Origin of the sequence: Enterococcus sp. DIV1411a (assembly GCF_050531945.1) — a bacterium.
Taxonomy (GTDB): domain Bacteria; phylum Bacillota; class Bacilli; order Lactobacillales; family Enterococcaceae; genus Enterococcus_B; species Enterococcus_B faecium.
The window spans coordinates 823635-841450 of record NZ_CP172892.1 but is presented as its reverse complement, the minus strand read 5'-3'; the positions used below and the strand labels follow the sequence as shown (position 1 = coordinate 841450).

Below are 17816 nucleotides of genomic sequence, written 5' to 3'. Positions count from 1 at the left end.
AAATTATACTACAAAGTGCAGAAAAATACTCTCATCGCTTTTTAAAGAAAATAGACAAAAACGCCCAGACACGCAAATGTCTGGGCGTTTATTTTTTAGTATAGGTTAATTAAGCTTTAGTAACGTTTGTTGCTTGAGGTCCGCGTTGGCCTTCTTCAACATCGAAAGTTACTGCTTGGCCTTCTTCTAAAGTTTTGAATCCGTCGCCTTGGATAGCTGAGAAATGAACGAATACATCGTTTCCGTTTTCTGCAGTGATGAATCCAAATCCTTTTTCTGAGTTAAACCATTTTACTGTACCTGTTTCCATAATAAAAATCCTCCTTGTGTATCAACACATATTTTGCAATTACTTGAATGGTGTATATCTGGAAGATGTTTATTTGAAACAAGCTACCACAGATTACCGAACAAAAACTACTCCTATAGTATATCATACCGTTTACAAAAAAGCTAGAGTTTTTCGACTTTTTTTATTAAAAAAAGTTTTCTCAGCGATTACATAAAGTGAAAAACCGAACTTTTTTTAAAATAAACGACATATTGTTCAGTTGGTGTTTTTTTGCTCTGATGTTCTTTTTTAAACTAAAAAAATTATTCTTTCTGACTACTTATCGGTTCTGTTTCAACGGTCGAGGCTGGGGAAGATTCTTTAGTAGGTCTGATGTTCTCATGGTATTTCTGATAGCCTATGACAGTTACCAGAAGAACAAGGCAAACCAATACGATCAACGAGATTAGTTTTTCTTTTTTGCTCATATCTATACCTCATAAATAACAGGATGATGTCCATCATATTTCTGAGTATAAGTAAAAGCAAAAGCTGCAGCTGTAGAATGTAAGAAATGCCAGCAACTTTCATAATCACAGGTCGGACAGTACCAAAAGTAACCAAATCTTGGCTGCAAAGACCGTTCTTCTGTTTCAGGAATCGCAGAATCAAGATCTGGTGTCTGTACATAAACATTTTTGTACAGACGTGTGCCTGTAATAGGAGACCGCTGTGTTTCTTCAGCAAAAACTGGCTGACTTGTTAAACTTAGGGATAGAAACAGCAAACACCATAACAGTCTTTTTTTCATAAAGACCTCCTTATCGATAAGTTTTTCCCAATTAAAATCATATCTCAAGAACGCCCGTTATTCACATTTTGTTCATAAATGATGTTTTTTGTATCATAATCGTCAAAAAGAGGTCGTGACCACGTCACAACCTCTTTTTTAAACGGTGTTCCAGAAGTAGCTTCTTCGGAAATAAGCCGAAATTTCACAAAAATTTGAGAAATAATTTTTGTCAATCTCTTCTTATTTCTTGAAGCTGACCACTTCTGTCACAACCTCTTCCTTAAACGGTGTTCAAAAGCTTGCATCTGCGGTAATAAGCCCACCAAACAAAAAATATGAAGAGCTATTTTTGCTTGCTGTTCTTATTACTTGATGCAGAACAGCTTTTTCACAACCTCTCATACACGGTGTTTAATCAGCTGACCTTCGGTATTAGCTCAAAAAACGGCAAAATATGTGAAACTATTTTTCCGTTTGTTTCTCTAATACTCAGGTCAAAATACTGATTTCATAACCTCTTTTAATAACGAAGAATCGCTGTCAGACTCTTTTCATCTGGCGCATCTTTTTGATCCAAAATAAATACTTTCCCGCCATTAATGATCACATCATCTGCTAATGCATTCAACACTTGACGCCGATCATATTCTATTTCAGGATCTTCACCGAAACCATCAGCTAAGTTTGACGTAGCGATAAATAGATGCGACACTTTTCCTTCTTTCGCAGCTGGAACGATATCAACTAACTGATCGATGAATTTCTTATCTAAGAGTTTATTGTATTCTTTTGATTCTTGAGCTGCGAGTTCACTTGACAGCTTCTTCGCCCCTTCTTCGATATCTCTAAAGGATAGCTGCGCAGGAGAAGCAGAAATCGCAACGTCTGCACAATAGTAAGGATTTTTGGCGATTTTTTTGAACATCGTCTGATTTTCTGGTAGAGCAAATAAATAAATCGGCCATTGTTCTGGATTTTCGAAAGAATCCTTCAAGTACGTATCAACTGCTTGGTAATAGTTGACCCAATCGATCTCTACTTCTTCATCTTTTGGATTTACGCCATGGAAAGTTACTCCATCTCGGGCTCCGCCTCCTCCATTAGAAGAGAAGTTCAAACCGCCACCTGTCAGTTCAGATCCCAATGCAGTAACGACATCAACCGGTGCCCCTTCTGGTAGAGATACTTCTTTTACTTGTTTGTTGCTGACTTCATACAATTTCATGGAGTCGCGGTTCAATCCCAATAAATAATAAGAATAGTTGAACTGCCCATTTTTGATAATAGCCAGTAAATAAGGAAGATCACTTACATAGTATTGATCGTCTACCGGGATACTCAAACGATGGATATAGGTTTGGTCAGCAGTTATAATGACCGCTACACTCGTAGTTGCACTACGCCAAAACGAAGGATCTCCTAACAAATTTTCAATTTTTTCTTGGAACGGGGACCAGTCATGTTCGGAATATTTTTTCTCAAAACGTTTCTTTGCTTCTTTCGCAAAATTTTTGAATTTGATCTGATCTTTTTCCACATCTTGATGGGCGACATGCGTATTCAGCATGATCGTGACGAATGGTCCTTTAGCGCCTTCTGAAGTCAATTGTGACAATAATTCTTTATCCTTTTTTGCCATAAACGTACCCCTCCTAAAAAAATCATTCCTTTGTTTCTACCTAAAGTCTACCACAACACTATTTTTCCATACAATAAAACGTATCTAAAAAAATAAAACGGTTTCTACGGTTTTAAATTTAGCTATTTTTTTAAGTTATCTTCATAATTTCCTCAATTATTTAGCCCCAGTCTTCAACTATTCTTCATGAAATGCTGATAAACTAAGAAAAAGAATAAAAGAGGTGGATCTTATGCATTTGATTATGATTTTCAGTTTATTAAGTATTATCAGTTTATTTGCTTTCAGCGCTTCCCGCTTATTAGATGCGGAAACACAGCCTATTCCTGTAAAAGTACGTAAAAACGACCGCTAAACTTCCATAACGCGCGTTCTTATCCTAAAGTTTTTTCAGAAACATTGAAACTCTCTCCCCTCTCTGATAAAATTTTAATTTGTAGCGAAACAAATTAATTACAAGGAGATCGGATATGTCCATAAAAAAAACACGTCTAGTCCTATTATTGGCTAGTCTCATTCTTTGCCTTGCTTCTTTTCTACCAGCTGTTGCTGTGCAAGCTGAAGATACGTTCAAAGTAAATGCAAAAGCAGCTTTTGCTGTAGATGCGCAAAGTGGTAAGATTCTTTATGATCAAGATGGAGAAAAAACCATGGGGATCGCTTCAATCACAAAAATCATCGGTCTTTACATCGTTCTTGATCAAGTAAAAGAAGGAAAACTATCATGGGATGATAAAGTTTCGATTTCAGATTATGCAGAAAATTTGAGTATCACCCCAGATTTATCGAATGTTCCTTTGCATAAAGAAAACACCTACACTGTCAAAGAATTATTCGACTCTGCAATCATCCAGTCAGCCAATGCTTCAATGGTGGCCTTGGCAGAAAAAATCTCTGGCAGCGAAGCTAAATTCACTGAACGAATGAAAGAACAATTGAAAGATTGGGGAATCAAAGATGCAACAATCGTTAATGCATCAGGATTGAACAACTCTTATCTTGGCGAAAACCGACCAGAAGGCACTGGAGAAAACGACGAAAATCAAATGTCTGCTCAAGATGTGGCCATCGTTGCCCGCCATTTGATCTTGGATTTCCCAGAAATACTGGATGTATCAAGTACTACGACCCAAATGTTTGGCGAAAATACGCAATCACCAGTGGAAATGGTCAACTGGAACTGGATGCTCCCAGGATTCGTTAATTACAAGGAAGGCGTGGACGGATTAAAAACTGGTACGACTGAGCTTGCAGGTGCTTGTTTCGTTGGTACGATCACTAAAAACGATCAACGGATCATCACTGTCGTATTGAATGCGGACGGCCATGCGGAAAACCCGAGTGCCCGCTTCAATGAAACAGACCGTTTGATGGACTACTGCTATGACAACTGGTCAGAAAAAGAGCTAGGAAAAGCTAACGCAAGTATTCCTAGCCTAAAAACCATTGATGTAAAAGACGGAAAAGAATCAACAGTTCCTGTTGTGCTTAAAAGCCCTGTAAAAGTATGGGTACGAAACGATATGGATACTGGCAAATTAACGATCACGCCAACACTTGACAAGAAGCAAGTCACTGACAACGAGATCCAAGCACCTATGGATAAAGGTACAAAAATCGGTACCGCTACGATCACCTTGGCAGACGATAAATTAGGCTATTTAGAAGACAACAATGCGCCATCAACAGAGATCATTACGGATAAAACAGTGGAAAAAGCGAATATGTTCGTGATTGGCTGGCGACGCGTCGCAGAATTTTTCGGCAACTTGTTTTAAGTGAACAATAAGAAAAGCATCTTTCCATCGGAAAGATGTTTTTTTGCTTTTTCTAGTTTAAATAACAGCTTTTTTCATCTATTTTCGTTATACTGTATAAGAAAAAGGAGTTGAATTTATGAATCTAACCAGAGATCTGATCTTTTTAGTTCTCTATCTTATTGGGGTATTCTCTATCGTTTATTGGCGAAAACAGAAGAAGGATCCTTCCTTGTTCTTTTACGGCAGTACGTGGACATTTACGGTAATCTTAACTTATTTTGTCGTGTTGGAAATTTTTTATTCGACCTTTTATTTTTTGATTCCATTGTTGTTCTTTAGTATCTTTGCTTTTTCTTATTTCACAGAAAAACGAAGGCTGCTGAATGGTCTTTTATTCAATGTTTTCCTCATCAGTTTCGGCATCTACTTGTTTGTCTTGCTGTATGAAACGCAAAATATTTTCCTTGGCGGACTGATCGCCTTGATCACGATTCCATTGCTACTTGTCCTTTTATTTGGTATTTATGGATTGATTGTTTTTCTTTTTTGGAACGGGGTCACAGTTTTACGTAGAGAATCGCATTCATTAGCTAATCTTTTAACGTTGATACTAGCCATTTTTCTTACACTGTTTCTTGTTTTTGACTTTTTCTTGTTAAAATATTTGCCGCAATGGATAAATGCTTTGTTTTTCTGCGTTCCCCTGATCTTGATCTATCTATTTATCGTATTCTACAACTTTTTGACTGTCTCATTCTTGTATCAGTTCAACCGGCCTCGATACAATCAAGACTTCATCGTTGTGTTAGGCGCTGGGTTGATCAATGGAGAAACAGTGTCTCCTCTTCTAGCCAAGCGAATCAATAAGGCAATTGCTTTTTATCGGGCTCAAAGCCGTGCTACATTAAATCCGCCCATCTTATTGATGTCTGGCGGGCAAGGAGCAGACGAAAAAGTACCAGAGGCCATTGCGATGAAACAATATGCCATGGAACAAGGAATCCCTGAAAGAGACATTCTTGTCGAAACCAATTCGACAACCACTTTGGAGAACATGCTCTATTCAAAGGAAATCATGGATCAGCAAATGAAAGGGCCATACCGCGCGATCTTCAGTTCCAACAATTACCACATTTTTAGAGCCGGTCTTTATGCGCGGCAAGCCAAATTGAAAGCAAATGGTATTGGTGCAAAAACAGCTTTCTACTACTTGCCTAATGCGTTTTTAAGAGAATACATCGCCATCTTGATGATGAACAAAAAAAGACATATGATCATTTGCGGATTGCTTTTCGCAGGCTCCGCATTCTTATCGCTGATTACTTTACTTTTCTAAAAAAACAAGGTGTGACAAAACATATGTCACACCTTGTTTTTTTCTTTCATTCTCTTAACTATTGGCAAAAAGAGTATCCCTTTTTTGACCGCTACTTGCTGAGCAGAATAAATACCGCTGTTGCCTGAACACATAAAGCTGATCAAGCAGATCATAAAGAAGTATACTGCCGCTTGTGAACCGAACAATTCGATCCCCATCACAAAGCAGGCAATCGGTGTATTTGTCGCACCAGAAAATACTCCGATAAAGCCCAATCCTGCAAGAAAAGGAACAGAAACATGGAGCAAAGGCGCTAGTGCTGCACCAAGCGTTGCACCAATTTCAAACAATGGTGTCACTTCTCCCCCTTGATATCCCGCGCCTAAAGACAAAACTGTGAAGAATAACTTCCCAATAAAATCATAGACATGTGCCTGTCCATTAAATGATTCTTGAAGTAACGGAAGACTCAATCCGAGATAACGTTGTGTTTGCAAAATCAATGCTGCTGCCACAACTACAGCTCCACCTATCGTATTTCGCCAAACAGGATGAGGAATCCATTGTGCATATCGCGCTTTTAAAAAGACGATCGAACGGCTGAATACCCAGCCAATCAAACCAAAAGCAATCCCAGCAACAAAAACTTTGAAGAACAGCAACATACTCCATCCAGGGATCACACCCATTTGGTAATGTAGGTGAGAAACACCATAGCTTTCCGTCATGAAATTTGCAAACAGTGCAGCAAAGAAGCTAGGGAAGATCGCTTCTGTTCGGACTTTCCCGATTGCCAACACTTCTAATCCAAATAATGTTCCAGCTAAAGGTGTGCCAAATACAGAACTAAAACCCGCACTGATTCCACTGATAATCAAGATTTCCCGTTCTGCTTTATCCAATCGGAACAAACGTGCTGTATTATCTGCTAACGCTCCCCCCATTTGGACTGCTGTTCCTTCACGGCCAACAGATCCCCCAAATAAATGGGTAGTTATGGTTCCAAACAGTGTAAGTGGAATAAGCCGCAACGGGATTTTTTCTTCTCCACCATTTCCTTGATCGATCACTAAGTTGTTTCCACGACTAGAAAGACCGCCGTGATACGCATAGAGATAAGCAAAAAGCGCACCACTAACTGGTAGTAGATAAAGGAGCCAAGGATGTGATAGTCGGATATCTGTCACAACTGTCAGGCTATTTAAGAAAAAAGCAGATAAGCTCCCCATGAATATACCGAGAATCGCTGTGATCACCAGCCACTTCAGCATGTACACTAAAATGCGTACTGGACTCGGTAATTGTTTTTCCATAAAAAATTCCTCCTCAATAAAAAAACGCCTACTAAAGAAAGGGGCTATCCCCAGACTTTAGTAGGCGTCATTAGCTATCTTTCGTTAGCATTTAAAGGCGAACACCATCACCTATTCACTTCCATTAAAAGATAGCATATTTTTCTGTAAAAAACAATAAAATTATCGTTCTTTCTTTACACGTTCAGCAAATTCATAGAAAGGAGCCAATTTCGTTAACTGTTGATTACATTGGTCACTATCATGACAAATATAATTCCCCTTTTTCGTATACGTGCCATCAGAACCTGCTTTCGTTGTAGAAAGAAAAAGCGAAACATTCGATGTTTTCTGACAGATTGCACAGATTCCCTTATTTATCGTTGGTGATAAAGTACCGCTAATCCCTTTTAATTTTTCATCTTCGTAATAGACCATGAATTTTTTCTGCGTACCTGGATCATTCCAGCCGATGTACGTATGTTCTTGCAAGTCGATTTCATTCCAAGCTGGTTTTTTGAGTTTTTTCACTTTTCGGAATAATTTCTCGATTTGTGGTTTGCTAGGCTGCATAAACGGCTGAACGATTTGCTTCAGCTCCTCCAATGCTCTTTCTGCTTGCGCTTTTGTCAGTTTTACGTCTAAAACTGTCGTTAAAAATGTATCGATTTCTGGCAGTTCGTGATCTAATATGTCTCGAATCTTTTCAGCTGCTAGTGCCTGAACTGTTTGTACCGTTTTTGGATCATTGACAGATGAGTACGCATTTAATAACTGTTCTACTTCTCTTTTTATAAAAAAATATTGGTATGGTTTTATTGTTTGTTCCATGATTTTAAAGTCCTTTCTTCTAACCAAAGTGCATACTTTGTAGAAAAAAGTGATCTTCTGCAAAGTATGTGTTACCTGAAGATCCCGGACTCTTTTAAATAAGATACGTTTTGCATCTTATCATCACCCCCTTTAATGCTTATTCTTCTATGTACATGATTCATTCGATAAATAAAAGTAAACCGTATCTTGAACAGATAGTCAACTGCAAACAGAAAAAAGGACTGTGACAAAAGTCGTGTCAAAGTCCCTTGTTTCGAATGAATGGTGTTCAAAAGCTTGCATCTGCGGTAATAAGCCGAAACTTCACAAAAATTTGAGAAGCAATTTTCGTAAATTCCTTCTTATTTCTTGAAGCTGACCACTTCTGTCACAACCTCAATATGGTCTATTATTGGTTTTACCTGTTAAATCGAGGATTCTTTCCCAAAGTAACGTTGCCATCTCTTACGCATACTTGCAGACATGGGCTGAGCCGCTTCTTTGACTGCGCAGTATTTGTCCACGAATGTCACGATATATCCTTCTTTGTACTTAGGCGGTGCTATCGTTGCACCCCACATGTGCTTCAAAATGATATCTCGCTCAAGATCCGACAAATCGGTGATTTTTTCTGCATTCTTTACAGCAATTCTTGGATGGATATACGCATGTGTCCCCTCGTCAAATTTCGTCGTACGCCAATCATAGTAGAACAGATCATGCAAAAGTCCAGCACGCGCTGTTGCTTTAGCATTGCCACCCCATTTTTTTGCGAGCAGATAACTATAGTAAGAAACACTGATGGAATGCTCCAAACGAGTGGAATGAACATGCTGTGTGTAATTCGCTAATTTTTTCACTGCTTCTGTTTCTAAAAGATCTTGTACATAAGACATATATTCTTCGTCTTCACGCCATTTTTCTGTCATAATTATCGATCTGCCACCTTTTTGAATTTCATTTTTTTCTGAAATTGATCTAAGTATACCACCAGTGTTCGGATTATTCTAGTCGCTCTAGATAAAATAGTTAAAGCTTAATAGTTCCTTAATCATAAAGAAAAATGATAAAGAACGATCCCTGCTGCGACTCCGACATTCAATGATTCCGCATTTCCTTTCATTGGGATATATACGTTCTGATCAGTCAAAGACAAGATTTCCTGACTTACTCCCTGACCTTCGTTTCCCATGATTATAGCGAAATCCTCTGTTTTTTCTACTTTGTCTAATGCATGTGCTTCTTCATTTAATTCTGTACCGTACACCGTAAACCCTTTGCCTTTCATTACAGGGATCACTTCTGACAAATCTTTTTGTAACACAGGCAAATGATAATTGCTTCCCTGCATGCTTCGCAGCACCTTTGTACTATAAATATCTGCCGTTCCTTTACCTAATAAAACACCAGCCATACCAAACGCATCTGCCGTACGGATCATCGTTCCCACATTTCCAGGATCCTGTACATTATCTAGTAAAAGCCAGCCTCCTGAAAAATCTGGCGTATCTTCAGATGTTAACGTCATCACTGCTAAGATCCCTTGCGGTGTAGGTAGATCTGACATAGCGGTCATGACCTCATCTGAAATTAGAAAAGTAGAAATCTCTTTGTTTACAGCCAGCCAGTCTCCCCATTCTTTCATACCTCTCTGTGTCACAAAAAGTTCTTTTATTTCTGCATCAGACAACGCAGCTTCTTCGATCAGATGGAACCCTTCCAAAAGATATTCTGCCTTTTCTTCTCTGTATTTCTTTTTATGTAGTTTTTTTAATTCTTTGATTCTTGGATTTTTTGCTGATTGGATCTCTTTCACATTCCTCACCTCACCTGATTATATCATGGAATAGGTGCTTGAGCTTGTTTCATCCCAAAAAAATCGGTATCATTGATTTATAAAACAGGAAAGAAAGGTGACGAACATGCGCAAAGTTAAAATGAATGTCCAAGGACGTGTCCAGGGCGTGGGATTTCGCTATATGACCAAGATGGTTGCTGATCAGTTAGGCGTGACCGGAACGGTAAAAAACGAAGACGACGGCTCAGTCACAATCGAAGCAATCGGAAATGACGACATCATCCAAAAATTTATCGAAGAAGTCAAGAAGTCTCCGAGCCCAAGTGGACGAGTGCAGTATGTGGATGTCCAAGAAGATCCGATGATTGAGGAACGAAAGAAATTTGATGTGGTGGGATAAGGTTGTGAAAAAGCTGGTCTGCATCAAGCATTAAGGACTGGTTGTGAAAAAGTCACTTAGTTTTGAGTATTAAGGAAAATTTTGTGAAAATGGCTTTCCACATTTTTGCATAAATTTGACTTAATACCGAGAAACTGACTTTTGAACACCGTCGATAAGGTTGTTTTTGAAGCGCTTTGCCTCGAGTATTAAAGACAGGGAGTAAAAAAGCTGATCTATAACTTGCAATAAATTTGCTTAACCCATATTTTCCAGACAGAACAAAAAAGTTTTTAGTTTTTTAAATAAGAAAGAAACACTTGGAATCACTCTTTTCTTTCCAAGTATTTCTTTCTTGATTTTTTGTCTTTTTTCAAAATTTTCCGCTACGAAAAAGAACGAATATTTATATGAAATTTCTATGAAGTTGATTGAATTCCATGCGCTTTTTTAGTATAGTTAAGTTTGTGTAAAAATTATAGAAGAGGAAGTATTCTATGAATAAATGGAAAAACTGGTTATTGGGATCCGGACTTGTCAGTATCCTGCTCTTTTTATCTGGCTGTGTGCGGATGGATTCAAACGGAAACCCTGACACTTCAGGAATCGTTTATCGAGTACTCGTCCATCCTATGGGCCAAGCGATTACATATCTAGTTGAGAATTTCAATTGGTCTTACGGCTGGGCAGTTATTGCAATGACTGTGATCGTTCGTATCATCATCTTGCCACTAGGTATCAGTCAATCGAAAAAAACAATGATCCAATCTGAAAAAATGCAAGCGTTAAAACCACAAGTTGAAGCAGCACAACAAAAGCTAAAAGCTGCAACAACACGTGAAGAACAAATGGCAGCACAAGCAGAAATGCAGCAAGTATATCGCGAAAATGGATTGAGTATGACCGGCGGAATCGGCTGTCTGCCTCTATTGATCCAAATGCCGATCTTCTCTGCCTTGTATTTTACGGCACGCTACACAGAAGGTATCCGGGAATCATCTTTTTACGGCATCGATCTAGGCTCACCAAGTATGGTGCTTGTGGCCATCGCAGGGGTCGCTTATCTGCTTCAAGGATATATTTCAACAATCGGTATTCCTGAAGAACAGAAAAAGACGATGCGTACGATGCTGATCGTCTCTCCTGCTATGATCGTCTTCATGTCGATCAGTGCGCCAGCCGGTGTTACACTTTACTGGGTAGTCGGTGGTGTGTTCAGCTGTCTGCAAACATTCATCACAAACGTTATGATGAAACCACGTTTGAAAGCACAAGTGGCAGAAGAGTTGAAACAAAACCCGCCAAAACAAGTCGTCACTCCAAGAAAAGACGTGACAGAATCAGCAAAGCCCGCTAACAACAAACAAGCAACAAAACAAATCAAACAACCAAAAAACAGTACAAACAACAAGGGCCGCAACGCAGGAAAGCAGCAGAAGCGGAAATAAAAACATAGGTCAAAAAAGATGAGAGCTTAGCTCTCATCTTTTTTGTTACTCTTCCTCTTCTGCTATTCCATTAATTAATTCGTTGACAGAGACAATGCTTTCACATCCTGCACGAACAAACTCGGGCTCTGAACCGATCATTTGTGAGTTGATAAATTCAATGACCATCGGAAGATTCACCCCAGCATAAAGAGTAATCTGTTGTCCTTCCATTATTAGTTTAGAAATGATATTTGCAGGTGTACCGCCTAAAAGATCGCATAGTACCACAAAATCATTTAACGAATCTGTGACAGTGAGAAACTTTTGTTTGTATGTTTCAGTGCCATCTTCTGGTAATAAAGGTAACGTGTAGATATCCTCTTGAGGCCCCATGATCATTTCTGTACTTTTTTTCAATTCCTCACAAAATTTTCCGTGACTAATCAATACCAATTGTCTACTCATTTCTCGCTCTCCCTTATTTTGAAATCACACCCAATGCAGATAAAGCAACACACACAATTAATACGATAAAAATCGCTCGAGTAGGAGTCATGTTTTTCTTTCCTAATAACCAATAAACACCACCGACGATCCCAGCGGGTAAAATTCTAGGTAAGATCATATCGATATAGTTTTGCATATTCAATGTCACATCGCCAATCGTTGGTGCCCATGAAAATTTAACATTGATCATTGTCGCAACTAATGCCCCTACCATGAATACCCCTAATAAAGTGGCTGCGTCCGTTAATGCAGTTAAGCGAGATTGCATAGTAGTAACTAAGGAAATTCCTTCTTTGTATGCAAATTCAAGTTGCTTCCAACGAAAAACCATGACAACAATCTGTGCAAAAATCCATATAAACACACCTATCGGATTTCCATCAGTTGCCATATTCGCCGCCAAAGCCCCAAAAATCGTTGGGATCAAAGCAGCAAATACGGAATCTCCAATCGCTGCAAAGGAACCCATCAATCCAGCTTTCAGCCCCGATACGGTTTCCTTTGAAGCAATTCCTTCTTTTTCTTCCATTGCAAGATCAATCCCAGTAATGATTGTATTAAAAAAATTAGAAGTATTAAAAAATTGCGTATGTGTTTTCATCATCTCTTTTAATTCTGGTGTGTTGTCGCCGTATATTTTTCTTAGTTGTGGCAGGATAGTATATAAATAACCAGAACCCTGCATTCTCTCATAGTTCCAACCTAATTGAAAAGTGAACAAACTTCTTCGATTGATTTGCTTAAAATCTTCTTTTGTTAATTTGTAATTAGATTTCGTCATCTTCGATTTCCCCCTCAACAGAATGTGATGGCTCACTAGCTAATGGACGATGGTCTTTGTTTTGATCATTCTTATAACTGATCATTGCTAGTGCTAGACCAATCAATGCTACAGCAAGCATCGGCAGCGAATTGAAAGTTGCCGGAAGATCTTTAACAACGCTTGCCACACTTGTTCCTAATAATTGAACATTAGAGAATAACGTTGCTAATAATGCCGTAATCGTAAATCCTAAAATAAGATAAGAAAGACCTGTGGTGCTAGTTAATTTTTTCCTAGAGGAAAATGTCTAAACATGTTGGTAAATCAACAAAAAACGCATATAGTAGTCTCAAAACTCCCAAGAAATGAGGACTACATATGCGTTCATCAAAATATACTGAACATTATACAGATACTTTTATAACATTCAAGGAAATTATGAGAACTGTTTCTAACATATACCACAATTGTGTACCAGATAAGATTAAAAACCGAAGAAATACTGATCAACTGAAGCAACGCGATACAGTGATTATTGCTTGTGTTATATGGGGCATAATTAATGGCTATACTAGCCAAAGAGCCACGTATAGAGCGGTTTGTTCCGTCTTATTTCTTAATGGTGACTTTCCTAGTAGGAGTCGATTCACTCGCTTAAGTTCAAACTTAGCTTACACTATCAAGATTATTCGATACTTTTTCATCAAGAAGCTCACCAAAGGTGAACTAGTCGGAATTATAGATAGTTTTCCTAGTCAATTATGTAAACCAGTTAGAAATAGACAAGCAAAACTATTGAATCAAATAGCCAAAGTTGGCTATAACTCAACAAAAAAATCTTATTTTTATGGTCTTAAAATTCATATGATCGTTACTAAGACTGGCTTTCCGATTACTTACTCAATCACGAATCCAGGTGTCCATGACGTGAAAGTGTTAGAGACTTTATCGGAAGAAGCGAATCTTCCCAATATCCTAGGGGACAAAGGATATATTAGCCATAAAATCCATGAAAAGCTTGCCCTTAAGGGCATTACTATATCCGTTCCGCCACGTAAAAACATGGATAAATCAGAAAAACTAGACCACAGCTTACTTGGAAAACAAAGAAAAACAGTTGAGACTGTTTTTTCTTCCTTAGAAAAATTAGGTTGTCAAAATTTCAACTCACGTTCTGTTAAAGGGCTAGAGAGTAGATTTGAAAGCATATTACTGGCTTACAGTGTTCTATTAAGTCGAGCACAACGACGTTTTGAAGGAACTTTGAGATATTCTTTAGGATATTAAAATTAACTAGCACCACGGGTAGTATCGAGTCATACGAAAGTCTGTTACAGTGATTGGACCACCTTGAGCAATTTGTTCTCTGAATACTGGAATCACACTACCTCGAGAACCAAGGACATTCCCAAATCTGACAGCTGAGAATTTCGTACAGCCTTCTTCATTCAATCCAGTCACGATCATTTCAGCGATTCGTTTTGTTGAACCCATGACATTTGGAGGATTGTTAGCTTTATCTGTCGATACCATGACGAAGTTTTTCACTTTTGCTGCTTTAGCTGCTTCTGCTACATTTTTTGTACCGAAAATATTGTTTTTGACTGCTTCTTTTGGATTATATTCCATCAGTGGTACATGTTTATGAGCAGCTGCATGGTAGACGATATCTGGATGATATTGTTCCATGATCTCATTGATTTTCTCGCGATCTTGGATATCTGCGATGATCGGTACAATTTCTGTAGGACAATTTTGATGATGTGTGCGTAACTCACGGTCAATCAAGTAGATCGAGTTCTCCCCATGTCCTAAAAGCAATAGCTTTGCAGGATTGAATTGAATGATTTGCCGACAGATTTCTGAACCGATCGATCCTCCTGCGCCGGTGACAAGAATGACTTTGTCTGTGATCTGATCTTTGATGGATTCAATATCCAACTCTACCTCATCTCTTCCCAGTAAATCCACTACGTCAATTGTTTTTAATTTTGATACGCTAATTTTCCCTGAAGCAAGTTCTTCTATAGAAGGCATCGTATTGACTTTCACATGAGTGGATTCGACTAACTCGAAGATTCTTCGTAATTTTTTTCTTGATAAGGAAGGGATAGCGATCGTTACCATTTGAATGTCATATTTTTCAATCAATTCCGGAATATCTTTTAATGCACCTAATACTTTTTTTCCTGAAAGATACGTATTTCTTTTATTCGGATCATCATCTACAAACCCGACAACATGGATATCTTGAGCCGTTTTGGATCCAAGAAAGCTGTTGTATAAAATACGCCCGCCTTCGCCAGCACCAACAATCAATGTATTTTTAGCAGAATCTGCTGATACGTATCTCATATTTTTTGTTTCGACGTAGATACGCCAGATCAATCGGCTACCGATGATCAATAAGAGCGAAAGCAGATAAGCAAAGATAACTAACCGTAAACTATATCGCCGATTAATGAACAGCAGTATGAGGATACTTGAGGCAGCACTTGCAGATAGTGAACCAAAAATTGCAATGATCTCTCTTAAATTTGTATAGCGATTGATCCGAGTGAAAACTTTGAATAAACTACCATAAAATAAATAAAAACCAATCGACAAACCGATAGAGATTAAAATAAGGTCCATTGGTATAGCTACAAACGGCTTCATGAATTTAGCTGCTGCAATATTTGCAGCAATTAATAACAAGCTGTCCACAACAACCAATGTGGCAATTTTTCTTCTTCTTGTTAATACAAACACCCTACATTCCCCCTAAAATAAACCAAACTTCTTCTTTTTTACCTCTTCATAGACTGGATAACTGATTTCATCCCCGTTGATCAGATCCTTTGCGACTTGTTTCATCTGTACTACTTTTTTCTTACCAAAGTCCTTGCCAATCTGCTTATAGCACTCTTTTAAGTAAAAGGTGCGCTTAGAGACCCCATGGGCATCAGAAGCAGCCATCTGCACAAGATTATGTTTGACCATCGTTTTGGCTGTTTTCTGGATGTCTTTGCCAAATACCCCAACATAACTTGGCGCAGTGAGTTGGGCCAAACATCCCATATCTAGGAACGGAAGCAAATGATTTGGGTCTTCGCGAAAATGCGCGTTACGTTCTGGATGGACGATCACTGGTGTCTTTCCTAGTTCTAACAACTCAAAAAAAAGCCGTTCTGCATATAACGGCACTTCCAGTGTCGGAAATTCGATCAGAAGATATGTATCATCTAAATCTGTAAATAATATTTCATCTCGATGGATGTCTTCGATGAGCGTTCCGGTAATACGTACTTCTTGTCCTTCCAATAACGTCAAAGGCAACTGTCTTTTCTCTAATTCGGCTTGTAACGAAGCGACTAGAGAAATGACTTGTGATTTTTCATTGCTGTATTTTCCATTATTGTGGTGTGGTGTGCATAAAATATGCGTAATGCCTTGCTGAATCGCTTTTTCAGCCATTGCAATACTTGCTTCTAAGTTTTCTGCCCCGTCATCGATTCCTGGTAGGATATGGCAATGTAGATCGATCATTTCTCTTGTCTCCTCTCTTCTTATTCCTTAATTTCCGTAGTAATAACCAGCATCTTTGCTATGTTCTGCTCCGTTGTACACAACACCTAAGACTCGTGCTTGTACCATCTCTAGCAGTTCTTTTGCTTTAGTCAAGGATTCTTTACGTGATGTATTTTCACGTACGACCAATAAAGTGCCATCCGTTTTTGAAGACATGATCTGTGCATCTGTTACGGCTACTACTGGTGGCATATCGAATATCACCACATCAAATAACTGTCTTGCTTCGGCTAGAATCTGATCCATTCTTGGCGAGCTTAACAATTCTGATGGGTTGGGTGGCTTAGGCCCACTAGGCAAAATCGATAAGTTCTCGACTGGCGTTCGTTGGATTACATCTGCTACACTTCCTGATGAACTAAGTGCTGTACTTAATCCACTGGCATTGTTCAGCTGGAATGTTTTATAGACGACGGGTTTACGTAAATCTGCATCGACTAGTAGAACCCGTTGACCGGATTTAGCAAAAACGACTGCAATGTTTGCTGAAGTGGTGGATTTTCCTTCTCCAGGACCTGATGAAGTCACGACAATCGTTTTGATTTGCTGACCAGCTGCGGAGGCAAACTGGATATTCGTCCGGATCGTACGATATTGTTCGGCGATTGGTGAAGATGGGTTTGTTAATGTGATCAAACTGACTGCATGAGTTTGTGCTGCTTTTTGTTTCTGTGTTCGTGCCATTTTTCTTCCTCCTAGACTCTTGAGCGGCTTCTGCGTGATGGGGCTGTTTTATCGTTTGTAGCTTTTGGTCGTGCAGGAGCTGTTCCTTTTTTACGGATACCAGCGTTCAATTCTTTCGCTGACATTTCTGGAACTGTTCCTAAGATTGGGAATCCTAATGTATCCGTCACATATTTTTCATCTTTCACTGTCCGATCAAGTAATTCGAATAAGAATGCCAGACCTACGCCTACCATCATTCCTAACACTAAGCCAATCACTAGATTCAATTTATTATTTGGCGAAACAGGTGTCGTATTGGCAACTGCACCTGAAATAATCGAGATTTTATCGACATTCATCACGTCTTTTGCGTTCTCTTGGAAAACTTGTGAAGTTGTATTAGCGATCTGTTGAGCAGTCACTGCATTCGTGCTTATTGCTTGGATCGAGAACATTTGTGAATTTTGTGACTGATTGACGGAGATCGCATCTTTGATTTGTCCAGCAGTCATTTTCACATTGTCTTCTGTTTCTAAACGATCTTTGACTTCATTTAGTACTAAATCACTGACGATCATATCTTTATACGTATTGATCATTTGCAGGTTCGTATTGACATCATTGACATTTGCAGTGTCTGATTGTGGCAGTGTCACGATCAATTGTGCTTGTGAACTGTATTTTGGTGTCAAGATGAAAAATGTTACGATTCCTGAGATGGCCAAGCCAGCAAACATTGAGATGATGATTGTTACCAAGTGTTTGCGTAATGTTTCAAAAATTTCTTTCAAGCTGATTGTCTCTTCCATTTTTTCTC

18 protein-coding genes, 2 pseudogenes and 1 riboswitch are annotated in these 17816 nt (G+C 38.7%); of the genes and pseudogenes, 6 read left to right on the top strand and 14 right to left on the bottom strand.

Annotated features, from left to right (window positions below; genetic code table 11):
• Positions 1-109: 109 nt before the first annotated feature.
• The 3 genes from IGJ87_RS04010 to IGJ87_RS04000 all read right to left on the bottom strand — a co-directional run bounded on the left by IGJ87_RS04010 (position 110) and on the right by IGJ87_RS04000 (position 2703).
• Complete coding sequence (locus IGJ87_RS04010) at positions 110-310, bottom strand: cold-shock protein (protein WP_002288762.1); 201 nt, start codon at positions 308-310, stop codon at positions 110-112.
• Positions 311-761: 451 nt separating this feature from the next.
• A complete protein-coding gene (locus IGJ87_RS04005; RefSeq protein ID WP_105459748.1) occupies positions 762-1082 on the bottom strand; it encodes a hypothetical protein in 321 nt (106 codons plus the stop codon).
• Positions 1083-1584: 502 nt separating this feature from the next.
• The gene (locus IGJ87_RS04000) at positions 1585-2703 is read right to left on the bottom strand and encodes a hypothetical protein (protein WP_002299523.1); all 1119 of its coding nucleotides are present in this window, start codon (positions 2701-2703) and stop codon (positions 1585-1587) included.
• Between the two features lie 232 nt (positions 2704-2935).
• Between IGJ87_RS04000 and IGJ87_RS03995 the strand changes: the two genes are divergently transcribed.
• The 3 genes from IGJ87_RS03995 to IGJ87_RS03985 all read left to right on the top strand — a co-directional run bounded on the left by IGJ87_RS03995 (position 2936) and on the right by IGJ87_RS03985 (position 5799).
• On the top strand, positions 2936-3058 hold the full coding sequence (locus IGJ87_RS03995) for a hypothetical protein (protein ID WP_002296297.1): 123 nt from the start codon (positions 2936-2938) through the stop codon (positions 3056-3058).
• 115 nt (positions 3059-3173) lie between these two features.
• On the top strand, positions 3174-4481 hold the full coding sequence (locus IGJ87_RS03990; RefSeq protein ID WP_002302201.1) for a serine hydrolase: 1308 nt from the start codon (positions 3174-3176) through the stop codon (positions 4479-4481).
• Positions 4482-4599: 118 nt separating this feature from the next.
• Complete coding sequence (locus tag IGJ87_RS03985; RefSeq protein ID WP_002302199.1) at positions 4600-5799, top strand: YdcF family protein; 1200 nt, start codon at positions 4600-4602, stop codon at positions 5797-5799.
• Between the two features lie 26 nt (positions 5800-5825).
• Here IGJ87_RS03985 and IGJ87_RS03980 read toward each other — a convergent pair whose 3' ends face one another.
• The 4 genes from IGJ87_RS03980 to IGJ87_RS03965 form a co-directional block, all read right to left on the bottom strand.
• Positions 5826-7094 carry a voltage-gated chloride channel family protein gene (locus IGJ87_RS03980; protein ID WP_100970518.1) on the bottom strand — a complete coding sequence of 423 codons (1269 nt, stop codon included), beginning with the start codon at positions 7092-7094 and terminating at the stop codon, positions 5826-5828.
• A gap of 54 nt (positions 7095-7148) precedes the next feature.
• A riboswitch (Fluoride riboswitch) is annotated at positions 7149-7215 on the bottom strand.
• Positions 7216-7256: 41 nt separating this feature from the next.
• Entirely contained in the window at positions 7257-7904 is a 648-nt protein-coding gene (locus tag IGJ87_RS03975; protein ID WP_105459749.1) for a FusB/FusC family EF-G-binding protein, read from the bottom strand.
• Positions 7905-8311: 407 nt separating this feature from the next.
• Positions 8312-8815, bottom strand: a complete 504-nt coding sequence (locus tag IGJ87_RS03970) for an HD domain-containing protein (RefSeq protein WP_002289559.1) — start codon at positions 8813-8815, stop codon at positions 8312-8314.
• Between the two features lie 122 nt (positions 8816-8937).
• Positions 8938-9702 carry a TrmH family RNA methyltransferase gene (locus IGJ87_RS03965; RefSeq protein ID WP_002323863.1) on the bottom strand — a complete coding sequence of 255 codons (765 nt, stop codon included), beginning with the start codon at positions 9700-9702 and terminating at the stop codon, positions 8938-8940.
• A 106-nt stretch (positions 9703-9808) separates the two neighbouring features.
• Between IGJ87_RS03965 and IGJ87_RS03960 the strand changes: the two genes are divergently transcribed.
• Both IGJ87_RS03960 and yidC read left to right on the top strand, forming a co-directional pair.
• Positions 9809-10084: an acylphosphatase gene (locus IGJ87_RS03960; RefSeq protein WP_002289551.1), complete on the top strand. Its 276-nt coding sequence runs from the start codon at positions 9809-9811 to the stop codon at positions 10082-10084.
• A 476-nt stretch (positions 10085-10560) separates the two neighbouring features.
• Positions 10561-11511 carry a membrane protein insertase YidC gene (gene yidC, locus IGJ87_RS03955; RefSeq protein ID WP_002302193.1) on the top strand — a complete coding sequence of 317 codons (951 nt, stop codon included), beginning with the start codon at positions 10561-10563 and terminating at the stop codon, positions 11509-11511.
• A 45-nt stretch (positions 11512-11556) separates the two neighbouring features.
• Here the strand turns inward: yidC and IGJ87_RS03950 are convergent, their stop codons facing one another.
• The 3 genes and pseudogenes from IGJ87_RS03950 to IGJ87_RS03940 all read right to left on the bottom strand — a co-directional run.
• Positions 11557-11958, bottom strand: coding sequence for a PTS sugar transporter subunit IIA (locus IGJ87_RS03950; RefSeq protein WP_100970519.1), 402 nt, complete (start codon positions 11956-11958; stop codon positions 11557-11559).
• Between the two features lie 13 nt (positions 11959-11971).
• Complete coding sequence (locus tag IGJ87_RS03945) at positions 11972-12781, bottom strand: PTS system mannose/fructose/sorbose family transporter subunit IID (RefSeq protein ID WP_100970520.1); 810 nt, start codon at positions 12779-12781, stop codon at positions 11972-11974.
• Positions 12768-13031 (bottom strand): annotated as a pseudogene (locus tag IGJ87_RS03940) (PTS fructose transporter subunit IIC); the annotation flags it as partial. The gene IGJ87_RS03945 and the pseudogene IGJ87_RS03940, both read right to left, overlap by 14 nt.
• 110 nt (positions 13032-13141) lie before the next feature.
• Between IGJ87_RS03940 and IGJ87_RS03935 the strand changes: the two are divergent.
• Complete coding sequence (locus IGJ87_RS03935; RefSeq protein ID WP_002326174.1) at positions 13142-14050, top strand: IS982-like element ISEfm1 family transposase; 909 nt, start codon at positions 13142-13144, stop codon at positions 14048-14050.
• A gap of 18 nt (positions 14051-14068) precedes the next feature.
• Here IGJ87_RS03935 and IGJ87_RS03930 read toward each other — a convergent pair.
• The 4 genes and pseudogenes from IGJ87_RS03930 to IGJ87_RS03915 form a co-directional block, all read right to left on the bottom strand.
• Positions 14069-15514, bottom strand: a pseudogene (locus tag IGJ87_RS03930) (polysaccharide biosynthesis protein); the annotation flags it as partial.
• A gap of 12 nt (positions 15515-15526) precedes the next feature.
• Positions 15527-16291: a tyrosine-protein phosphatase gene (locus IGJ87_RS03925; RefSeq protein ID WP_100970521.1), complete on the bottom strand. Its 765-nt coding sequence runs from the start codon at positions 16289-16291 to the stop codon at positions 15527-15529.
• Positions 16292-16318: 27 nt separating this feature from the next.
• Positions 16319-17017 carry a CpsD/CapB family tyrosine-protein kinase gene (locus tag IGJ87_RS03920; protein ID WP_086299801.1) on the bottom strand — a complete coding sequence of 233 codons (699 nt, stop codon included), beginning with the start codon at positions 17015-17017 and terminating at the stop codon, positions 16319-16321.
• An 11-nt stretch (positions 17018-17028) separates the two neighbouring features.
• Positions 17029-17808: a YveK family protein gene (locus IGJ87_RS03915; RefSeq protein WP_002326287.1), complete on the bottom strand. Its 780-nt coding sequence runs from the start codon at positions 17806-17808 to the stop codon at positions 17029-17031.
• Between the last annotated feature and the right edge of the window lie 8 nt (positions 17809-17816).